This window comes from Dermacoccus sp. UBA1591, assembly GCF_002322065.1.
Taxonomy (GTDB): Bacteria; Actinomycetota; Actinomycetes; order Actinomycetales; family Dermatophilaceae; genus Dermacoccus; species Dermacoccus nishinomiyaensis.
In genome coordinates this window covers 22539-32798 of the sequence record NZ_DCNR01000001.1, presented here as the reverse complement: position 1 = coordinate 32798, position 10260 = coordinate 22539, and the positions used below count along the sequence as shown (strand labels likewise).

The following is a 10260-nucleotide window of genomic DNA, read 5'->3' as shown; positions in this document are numbered from 1 at the left end:
GAGGCATCGCATGCGGGTGGTCGTCATGCGCACGTGCCCATGGAATGCGCGTGTGCAGGCTGTACCGCGGGGTGGATGAACGCCGCGATCGATCTCGTAGGGTGTGCCGGCCATGCCCAGCCCGGGTTCAGGCCTGCGGACGGGCCTGCGACGTCGCGATGTTGACCATCCAGTTCGTGCCGAAGCTGTCGGTCAGCATTCCGAACTCGTCCCCCCACCTCTGAACGGCGAGCGGCAGCGTAACGTCGGCGCCTTCAGAGAGCGCTGCGAACCATCCGCGCAGGTCGTCGGCGTCGTCGCCGGAGGGCGAGATCGTGATGCTGCCACCGGGCGTGTGCTCCATCTGCTCCGGCGTGTCCGAGGCCATGAGCGTGAAACCGGACGGCGTCTTCAGCATGCCGTGCAAGACCTTGTCCGCCCCGGCGCCCTCCACTCCCATGTCACCGAACGTCGAGATCGTCAGTTCGCGCCGAAGACCCGGGCGTAGAACTCGAGTGCGTCCTTCGCGGTGTCGCGGAACTGGATGTAGGGGTTCATGCGCGAGGTCATTCGGAGCTCCTGAGATCAACGCGGCGGGGCGCCACGCCCGTGCGACGCCCTGCGATGGCCCCCGGGGCAGCACCCACGGCCGTCGAGTTCGCGTCTCAGCCGACGGAGCTCATCTGCCAGTGCCAGGCGCTGCCCGTCGGATGCGCCGGACGAGCCGTCAGCCATTGTCGCGGGGTTCACCACGTCGTGGACGAGCGTCGCGATGACCGCGGCAGCCCACGCGCCGTCGAACTGCGCCGTGCGCGCCGCCAACCGTTCCGACTCCTCGTCCTCCCCCGCGACCATGCGGACGAACTGTGCGAGCGCGCAGGCTGCATCGTCGGCCGGCGCGCCCGGGGGCAGCGCCCGCAACGTGCGGACGACCCGCCCGAGTTCATCCTCGAGCGGGTCGCCGGCGCCAGGAAGAATCGCCGTCATCGTCAGTCGCGGAAGCGGGCGATGAGACGCAGCATCTCGACGTAGAGCCACACCACGCTCACCATCAGGCCGTACGCCATGAGCCACGACGTCTGGCGCGGAACGCCCGCGTTGACGCCCTGTTGGATCGAGTCGAAGTCAATTGCGAGCGAGTACGAGGCGAGTGCCACCGCGAACAGCGAGATGCCGATGCCGAGGGCGCCACTGCCGCCGATGCCGAAGCCGCTCTGCAGCCCCGTCAGGACGAGAACGAAATTGACGAGCGCGAACAGCAGGTACCCGATGAGCATGCCCGCGAAGATGCGACGGGAGCGCGCCGTCACGCGGATGACGCCGGTCTTGTACCCCAGCAACATCCCGCCGAAGACACACAGCGTCGCGAGGATCGCCTGCCCGACCACCCCGGGGTAGGCCGAGTCGAAGAACGCGCTGGCGGCACCGAGGAACAACCCCTCGAAAACCGTGTAGGCGAGGATCAGCGGAACCGAGATCGTCTTGCGGAACGCGATGACGAGCGACAGCACGAAAGCGACGATGCCACCGCCGGCCCACAGGCCGAGGGCCGTCGAACTCGTCTGCGAGTCGATCGCCCGATCTGCGAAGACGAACGTGCCCGCCGCCACGACGAGCAGCAGCCCGAAGAGGTTGAGTGACTTCGTCACGACGTCGTCGAGCGTCATCCGCTCCGGCTGCACCTGTGGCGCACCGAACGTCGGGTTGTACATGGGCCCGGACGCCGGCTGCTGCGGGAAGCCGTACCCCTGCTGCTGCCCACCCGCCTGAAAGCCTGCGGCCTGACCTGAACGCATGTCACGCTCGAACTTGCTGAACACCGGATTACCGGCCATGGGGCCCCTCCTCAAGGACGTGACGTGGTGCCCTCGACGGGACTCGAACCCGCACTGAAGCGATTTTAAGTCGCCTGCCTCTGCCGTTGGGCTACGAGGGCACCTCATCCTAACGACAGGGTCATGACGCCCTTGCGGACGACATGACCTCGTTCACCATGACAACGCCCCGGCAGAACACGGTGTTCCCCGGGGCGCCTTCGTGCCATGCGCTCTGCCTCAAAGCATGCTCATCGCGATGCCGTCGAGAATGTCCGACTCGCTCGTCACGCACGTGGTGACGCCCGCGCGCTCGCGCACGCGTTCGACGATCGTGCGCCAGATCAGCGCGCCCGCGCCGATGACGTCGACACGACCCGGATGCATGAAGCCCATCGCGCCGCGCTCGGCGCACGTCGCACCCAGGACGGCGTCGCACGAGCCGATCACCTGCTCGCTCGTGAGGCACGCACCGTGGATGCGCGACGAGTCGTACGCAGACAGCCCCAGCGCGTGCGCCGTCACCGTCGTGATCGAACCGGCGAGGCCGACGAGCGTCGCGACCTGTGACAGGTCGACGGCGGCCTCCGCCTGGTCGAGGGCGGCATCGATATCGACGAGGGCAGCGTCGATCTCGGCCTGCGTCGGCGGATCGCTGCGCAGGTGACGCTCACTCAGGCGCACGGAGCCGATGTCGAGGGAGATCGACTGCTCGACATCCTGCGAGCCGCGCACCAGCTCCGTCGACCCGCCGCCGAGATCGACGACGAGATACGGCGCGCGCGCCTCGGCACCGAGGCCTGCCGTCGCGCCGGCAAAACTGAGCGCCGCCTCCTCCAGCCCGGAAACGACCTCGGGGACGACGTCGTCCCCGAACGCGGCGAACGCGCGTCGCACGCCGTCGGTGAATTCATCCGCGTTGGCGGCGTCGCGGGAGGCCGACGTCGCGACGAAGCGGACGGTGTCGACGTCGTACTCCCGACACAGCTGGGCGTACTCGCGCGTGACGAGCAGGGTGCGCTGCATCGCGGCGTCGGCGATGCGGCCCGAGACGTCGATGCCCTGGCCGAGGCGCACGATCTCGCTGCGCCGCGCCAGGTAGGTGAGCCCCGACCCGCCGTCGGCCGCCACGAGCAACCTGATCGAGTTGGTCCCGCAGTCGATCGCCGCGACCCGACGCTCACTCATGGTCATCGTCTCCTTGGTCTCCCGCACCGCAACAGCCGTTCTTCCACCACGCATCGCCGAGCAACGCCAGCGCTTCGTCACCGAGCGGGTTGATGCCGGGGCCCACCGACAGCGAGTGCGCGACCAGCACGTGCAGGCACTTGACGCGCGTCGGCATGCCGCCGGCGGAGATGCCGTCGATCTCCGGCACGTCGCCGAGCTCGCCGCGGCGCCTCAGATAATCCTCGTGGGCGGCGCGGTAGGCGGCCGCAAGGTCGGCGTCGGCTTCGAGACGCTCGCTCATCTCCTTCATGACACCCTGCGACTCGAGCGTCGAGATGGCACCCGTCAGGCGGGGGCACGTCGCGTAGAACGACGTCGGGAACGGAGTGCCGTCCGGCAGGCGCGGCAGCGTGCGCACCACCGTCGGACACCCGCACGCACAACGCGCCGACACCTCGACCGCACCGCGCGGCACCCGTCCGAGCTGCTTCTCGATCGCCGCAACGTCCTGCGGGCTGACGCCCGAGTGTTCGTTCATGTCCGTCGTGCTCACTTCTCGCCCTCCGCCGGGGTCGAGATCGAACCCCAGATCTGCCCGTACCACGGGTGCGATGACAGACCCGTGGCATCTGTCACGCCGTTGCGCGGCGTCGTCGCGTGCGTCGCGCCGGCATCGTCCACGTACACCGTGATCGACTTGCCCGGCATCGCGTACCCGAGCCGCTCCTGCGCCTGCTGCTTCACGTACGCCGGGTCGTCCCAGCGTTTGCGCTCGGCGGTCAGCGCGTCGACGCGCTGCTGACCGGCGACCTTCTCCCGCTTCAACTCCGCGATCTCGCTGCGCTGCTGCAGATAGCTGCGCAGCGTGGGCGTGAGGACGACGAGCATGACGGCGAGCAGAGCGCTCATCGTGATGAAACGGCGAACCGTGCCCGGGTCGGCTCGACGACGCGCCACCGGCGCCTCGTCGAGCTGCTGTCGCAGCGTCGGACGTGTCGAGCCACGCGGACTCGAGCCGCGTGGGCGGGAACGATCACGGCCGGCGGGACGCGAGCCGGTGCGGGCGCGCGAACCTCCCGCCCCGGTGTCATCACCGGAGCGGGAGGTGCGGAAACTGCGATTCGCCAAGACGCCGCTCAGTTGTTCGAGAAGCGCGGGAAGGCCTTGCGACCGGCGTAGACCGCCGCGTCGTCGAGGTCCTCCTCGATGCGCAGCAGCTGGTTGTACTTCGCCACGCGCTCCGAGCGCGCCGGGGCACCCGTCTTGATCTGGCCGCAGTTCGTCGCCACGGCGAGGTCGGCGATCGTCGTGTCCTCCGTCTCACCGGAACGGTGCGACATCATGCAGCGGTAACCGTTCGTCTGGGCGAGGGTGACGGCGTCGAGCGTCTCCGTCAGCGAACCGATCTGGTTGACCTTGACGAGCAGCGCGTTGCCGGCCGCGTTGTCGATGCCCTTCTGCAGACGCTCGGGGTTGGTGACGAACAGGTCGTCACCGACGAGCTGCACGGCGTCACCGAGCTTGTCGGTGATGTGCGCCCAGCCGTCCCAGTCGTCCTCGTTGAGCGGGTCCTCGATGGAGACGAGCGGGTACGCCTCGACGAGTTCGGCGTAGTAGTTCGTCATCCACTCCGCGTCGCGCTTCTGGCCCTCGAACGTGTACGTGCCGCCGTCGTAGAACTCGGACGCCGCGACGTCGAGCGCCAGCGCGATCTGCTCGCCCGGCTTGTACCCGGCCTTCTCGACGGCTTCGAGGATGAGGTCGAGCGCCGCACGGTTCGACTCGAGGTTCGGGGCGAAGCCACCCTCGTCGCCGAGGCCCGTCGCGAGACCCTTGTCCTTGAGGACGGCCTTGAGCGCGTGGTAGACCTCCGTGCCCATGCGCAGGGCCTCCTTGAAGCTCTCCGCACCGATCGGCGCGATCATGAACTCCTGGATGTCGACGTTCGTGTCCGCGTGCGAACCACCGTTGAGGATGTTCATCATCGGCACGGGCAGCACGTGCGCGTTGGGGCCACCAACGTAGCGGTACAACGGCAGACCCGCAGACTTCGCGGCCGCCTTGGCCACGGCCAGCGAGACGCCGAGGATGGCGTTCGCGCCGAGCTTGCCCTTGTTGTCCGTGCCGTCGAGCTCGATCATCTCGGCGTCGATGAGGCGCTGCTCATCCGCGTCGAAACCGACGAGGTGCGGCGCGATCTGCTCGATGACGGCGTCGACGGCGTCCTCGACACCCTTGCCGCCGTAGCGCTTCTTGTCGCCGTCACGACGCTCGACCGCCTCGAAGGCGCCCGTCGAGGCACCCGACGGGACAGCCGCGCTCTCGTTGGTGCCGTCGTCGAGGAGCACGACGGCCTCGACCGTGGGGTTGCCGCGCGAGTCAAGGATCTCGCGAGCGCCGATGCCTTCAATGGTTGCCACAGAACTCTCCGATACACGTGGTTGATTCGGGCAGCGGGTCTGATCACCCGCGTCAGTGTCGAGCCTAACGAACCGCTGGGGTACTGCCGGGTAGGAACGTGGGGTCTGTCGAGAACGGGACGCGCGTCACCCGCCGCCTCGCGGCAGGTCGGCGTCCGGCGGGGCGGGGTGGGGCTCGGCGTGCTCAGCGTGGTCGATGCCCCCGAGGTGATCACCGAGGGGCGCGGCGTGCAGGCGCGACAGCGTGGCGGAGAGCGCGACGCTCGGGTCGACTCCGAGGCCACGGGCCTGCACGACGAGGTCGAGCAGCGCCGCCCCGATGGAATCCTCGGCGGCGAGGGCCTCGACGCGTTCGGCCTGCCCCGCCTTCGTCAACCGCCCGACGACCTTGACGGCCCGCTCGAGCGGCGGCAGCCCGGCCGAAATGCCTGCCAGCGGATCGTTCGCGTCACGCTCCGGCTTCTCGGCCGCCTTGATCCTCGCCCATTCGGCCTCGACCTCCTCGGGGTTCGAGGCGGCACCGTCGGCGAAGACGTGCGGGTGACGCCTGACCAGCTTCTCGACGAGCGTCGCCGCGACGTCGTCGACGTCGAAGCCGTCCTCCTCGCGCTCCGCGGCCACGCGGGCGTGGAAGAGCACCTGGAGCAGCACGTCGCCGAGCTCCTCCCGCAGGTGCTCGCCGCTCGCCTCGGCGATGGCCTCGGTGACCTCGAACGCCTCCTCGACGAGGTACGGTGCGAGGCTCGCGTGCGTCTGCTGGGCATCCCACGGGCAGCCGCCGGGCGAGCGCAACGTGTCCATGACGGCGACGGCGTCGAGCAGGCGCGAACCGGGGGCGTCCCACGACCCGACGACGACCTCGACGCGCGGCGGGTCGTCGAGACGCGTCAGCTCGCCGGCGAGCGCGTCGGTGAGACCGGGATCGGCGTCCGCCGAACCGAGCCAGACGACGTGACGCCCGGCGACCCCCGCCGCGACGAGGGCATGTGCCGTGGCGGCCGGGGGCTCGTCACGGATCTCGACGTCGAAGCCCTCGTCGCGCGCGACCTCGACGAGCGGTTCGTCACCCGCGCGGCCCAGGACGGCGTCAGCGCTTTCGAGCCGCCGCCAGGCGTCGCGCGTCATCAGCCCGGCGGGCACCCGCGGGCTGACGACGAGCAGGGCGATGCTGCCGCTCATCGTCGCGCTCCGCCCGCGCGCGCCATCTCCTGCGCCGCCGCGGCGGCGGCGATGTCGTCGAGCAGCACGGCCTGGACGAGCTGCGCTGCCCACTGCAGGATCGCCTGGTCGCGAAGCGGCTTGCCGGCGACGGGCTTCGTCATCGGCATGGGCACGAGCAACCGCTCCTGGTTGGTCTTGACGAGCGTGCCCGGGAAGAGGCGCTCGAGGCGCATCTGCTGCGACTCGCGCAACTCGGTGACCGGGCCGAAACGGACGTACTTGCCCTGCACCCCGATGTCGCTGATGCCCGCTTGCCGCGCGATGGTGCGCAGCCGGGCCACGTCGAACAGGTTGAGCACAGGTGCGGGCGGCTCGCCGTAGCGGTCCTTCAGCTCGGCGATGATCTCGTCGAGGGCCGCTTCGTTCTCCACACTCGCGAGCTTCTTGTACGCCTCGAGGCGCAGCCGCTCCCCCGGCACGTACTCGTGCGGCAGGTGGGCGTCGACGGGCAGCTCGATCTTGATCTCGACCGGCATCGACGAGGTGTCGTCGCCGCGGTAGTCGGCGACGGCCTCACCGACCATGCGGACGTACAGGTCGAACCCAACCCCCGCGATGTGACCAGACTGCTCGCCGCCGAGCAGGTTGCCGGCACCGCGGATCTCCAGATCCTTCATCGCGATCTGCATGCCCGCGCCGAGGTCGGTGTTGCTCGCGATCGTCTGCAACCGGTCGTGCGCCGTCTCGGTCAGCGGCTTCTCGGCCGGGAACATGAAGTAGGCGTACGCGCGCTCGCGACCGCGCCCCACGCGACCGCGCAGCTGGTGCAGCTGGCTTAGGCCGAGCTGGTCGGCGCGCTCGACGATGAGGGTGTTGGCGTTGGCGATGTCGAGACCCGTCTCGACGATCGTCGTCGAGACGAGCACGTCGAACTTGCGCTCCCAGAAGTCGACGACCACCTCCTCCAGGCGTGCCTCCCCCATCTTGCCGTGCGCCGTCGCGACCCGCGCCTCGGGCACGAGTTCGCGGATTCGCGCAGCCTGCTTCTCGATGCTGCCGACCTTGTTGTGGACGTAGAACACCTGACCTTCGCGCATCAGCTCGCGTCGGATGGCCGCCGTCAGCTGCTTCTCGTCGTACGCCCCGACGAACGTCAGGACGGGGTGACGCTCCTCCGGCGGCGTCGCGAGCGTCGACATCTCGCGGATACCGGTGACAGCCATCTCGAGCGTGCGCGGGATCGGCGTCGCCGACATCGCAAGCACGTCGACGGCCGTGCGCATCTGCTTGAGCTGCTCCTTGTGCTCGACGCCGAAGCGCTGCTCCTCGTCGACGATGACGAGCCCGAGATCCTTGAACTCGATCTCCTTGCTCAGCAACCGGTGCGTTCCGATGACGAGGTCGATCGAGCCGTCCTTGAGCCCCGCGAGGACCTCGCGCGCCTCCTTGTCGCTCTGAAAACGCGACAGCGACGCGAGCTTGACGGGGAAGCCCGCGTAACGCTCCGCGAACGTCTGATAGTGCTGCTTGACGAGCAGCGTCGTCGGCACGAGGACCGCGACCTGCTTGGAATCCTGCACCGCCTTGAACGCCGCGCGCACCGCGATCTCGGTCTTGCCGTAGCCCACGTCACCGCAGACGAGACGGTCCATGGGCACCGTCTTCTCCATGTCGGCCTTGACCTCTTCGATGCTCGAGAGCTGATCGGGCGTCTCGACGTACGCGAAGGCGTCCTCCAGCTCGCGCTGCCACGGCGTGTCGGGCGCGAACGCGTGACCCGGCGTCGCCTGTCGAGCCGAGTACAGGCGGATGAGCTCGCCGGCGATCTGCTTGACGTGACGGCGGGCTTTCGACTTGGTCGCCGCCCAGTCCGAGCCGCCCATCTTCGACAGCGTCGGCATCTCGCCGCCGACGTAGCGCGTCACCTGGTCGAGCTGGTCGGTGGGCACGAACAGCCGGTCGCCGGGCTGACCTCGCTTGCTCGCCGCGTACTCGAGGACGAGATATTCGCGCGTCGCGCCGCCGACGGTACGCTGCATCATCTCGACGAACCGGCCGACACCGTGCTGTTCGTGGACGACGTGATCGCCCGGCTTGAGCTGCAGCGGGTCGACGACGTTGCGGCGGCGCGACGGCATGCGTCGCATGTCCTTCGTGCTCGCCGTTCCCGCCGAGCCGGTGAGGTCGGCCTCGGTGAGGACGACGAGCCCCGCAGCGGGCATCTCGAAGCCGCGGCCGAGCGAACCCGTCGCGACCTCGACACCGGGGGCGACCTGCGTCATCGGGCGCGCGGCGAGGTCGTGCTCGGCGAACACCTGGGTGACGCGCTTGGCGAAGCCCGGGCCGTCCGTCACGACGGCGACGCTGCGCCCGGCCGCGACGTGAGCCGCGACCTCGGCGGACGCGCGCTCGGTGTCGCCGCGGTAGTTCGGCACGTCCTGCGAGTCGATCGTGACGCGGGTACCCGGCAGGTCGTCCTCGAGGAACTCGTGCAACTCGTCGTCGGCCGCGAACGAGCTGAACGACCACCAGGGGTGAGCGGTCGCGAGCGCATGCTCACGCAGTTCGAGAAGGCTGCGGTACGACGCGCCGTCGAGCACGCCTCGTAGGTCGACGGGGACGGCGTTGCCGGCGGCCGCATTGGTCCAGCTCGCCTCGAGGAACTCCTGCGACGTCGAGACGAGGTCGTGCGCGCGGGTGCGGACGCGCTCGGGGTCGACGAGAACGACGCGCGCAGCATCCGGCAGCACGTCGATGAGCGTCTCCATGCCGGCCGGCAGCAGCGCCGGCATGAGCGACTCCATGCCCTCGACGGCGATGCCCTCGCTGACCTTCGTCAACATGTCGGCGACGCCCAGCAGGCTCGGCGCGAGCTCAGCCGCGCGCTCACGGACCTCGGGGGTGAGCAGCAGTTCGCGGCACGGCGGGGCCCACAGCCCGTGCGGGTTGACCTCGAGCGAACGCTGGTCGGCCACCTTGAACCAGCGGATCTCCTCGACGGTGTCGCCCCAGAACTCCAGGCGCACCGGGTGATCCTCGGTGGGCGGGAACACGTCGAGGATGCCACCGCGCACGGCGAACTCGCCGCGGCGCTCGACCATGTCGACGCGCGTGTAGGCCGCGGCGACGAGGGCTTCCACGATGTCCTCGAGCGGGCGCTCGTCACCGGCGGCGAGGCTCACGGGTTCGAGGTCGCCGAGGCCCTTCGCCATGGGCTGCATGAGGGCGCGCACCGACGCGACGACGACGCGGACGGGCCCGTACGTCCCGCCCGCTTCCGGGTGCCTGAGGCGGCGCAGCACGGCGAGACGCCGCCCGACCGTGTCGGAACGCGGCGACATGCGCTCGTGCGGCAGCGTCTCCCACGACGGAAACTCGGCGACGTCGTCGTAGTCGACGAAGTTGCGCAGGGCCGTCGCCATGTCGTCGGCCTCGCGCCCCGTCGCGGTGACGACGAGCATCGGCCCCGCCACGTCGCCGCCAGTCTGCAGCAGAGCCGCCACGAGAGGAGCGCGCAGACCGGCCGCGGCCGCGATGTCGACGAGCGACTCGTCCGCGGCCAGCGCGAGCAGCCGCTTGACGGATTCGTCGGCGCACACGCGCGTCAGCAGGGGCGCGAGCGGCAGGTGGGCGGCCTCGGGCATGCGGGCTCCTTCGTCGAATCGGTGACGCCGCACGCAAACGCCGCGCGCGCCCGGAAGGGGCGACGGCTTCGT

The 10260-nt window shown here is 69.6% G+C and carries 9 protein-coding genes and 1 tRNA gene; all 10 read right to left on the bottom strand.

Features of this window, described 5'->3' with window-relative positions:
* Positions 1-127 precede the first annotated feature (127 nt).
* Positions 128-439, bottom strand: coding sequence for a VOC family protein (locus B2284_RS00160; RefSeq protein WP_349676080.1), 312 nt, complete (start codon positions 437-439; stop codon positions 128-130).
* A 125-nt stretch (positions 440-564) separates the two neighbouring features.
* Positions 565-966, bottom strand: coding sequence for a hypothetical protein (locus tag B2284_RS00155; protein WP_286697056.1), 402 nt, complete (start codon positions 964-966; stop codon positions 565-567).
* 2 nt (positions 967-968) lie between these two features.
* Entirely contained in the window at positions 969-1814 is an 846-nt protein-coding gene (locus tag B2284_RS00150; protein ID WP_259878061.1) for a Bax inhibitor-1/YccA family protein, read from the bottom strand.
* A 25-nt stretch (positions 1815-1839) separates the two neighbouring features.
* Positions 1840-1915: transfer RNA gene (locus tag B2284_RS00145), tRNA-Leu, on the bottom strand.
* A gap of 118 nt (positions 1916-2033) precedes the next feature.
* Positions 2034-2981, bottom strand: coding sequence for a Ppx/GppA phosphatase family protein (locus tag B2284_RS00140; RefSeq protein WP_286697055.1), 948 nt, complete (start codon positions 2979-2981; stop codon positions 2034-2036).
* On the bottom strand, positions 2974-3501 hold the full coding sequence (locus B2284_RS00135; RefSeq protein ID WP_038571459.1) for a DUF501 domain-containing protein: 528 nt from the start codon (positions 3499-3501) through the stop codon (positions 2974-2976). Before B2284_RS00135 ends, B2284_RS00140 begins: the two co-directional genes overlap by 8 nt.
* 11 nt (positions 3502-3512) lie before the next feature.
* Complete coding sequence (locus B2284_RS00130) at positions 3513-3920, bottom strand: FtsB family cell division protein (RefSeq protein WP_286697054.1); 408 nt, start codon at positions 3918-3920, stop codon at positions 3513-3515.
* A 179-nt stretch (positions 3921-4099) separates the two neighbouring features.
* Positions 4100-5383: a phosphopyruvate hydratase gene (eno, locus tag B2284_RS00125; RefSeq protein WP_006946760.1), complete on the bottom strand. Its 1284-nt coding sequence runs from the start codon at positions 5381-5383 to the stop codon at positions 4100-4102.
* Between the two features lie 126 nt (positions 5384-5509).
* Entirely contained in the window at positions 5510-6562 is a 1053-nt protein-coding gene (locus tag B2284_RS00120) for a nucleoside triphosphate pyrophosphohydrolase (RefSeq protein ID WP_286697053.1), read from the bottom strand.
* Positions 6559-10188 carry a transcription-repair coupling factor gene (gene mfd / locus B2284_RS00115; RefSeq protein ID WP_006946784.1) on the bottom strand — a complete coding sequence of 1210 codons (3630 nt, stop codon included), beginning with the start codon at positions 10186-10188 and terminating at the stop codon, positions 6559-6561. Before mfd ends, B2284_RS00120 begins: the two co-directional genes overlap by 4 nt.
* Positions 10189-10260: the final 72 nt, after the last annotated feature.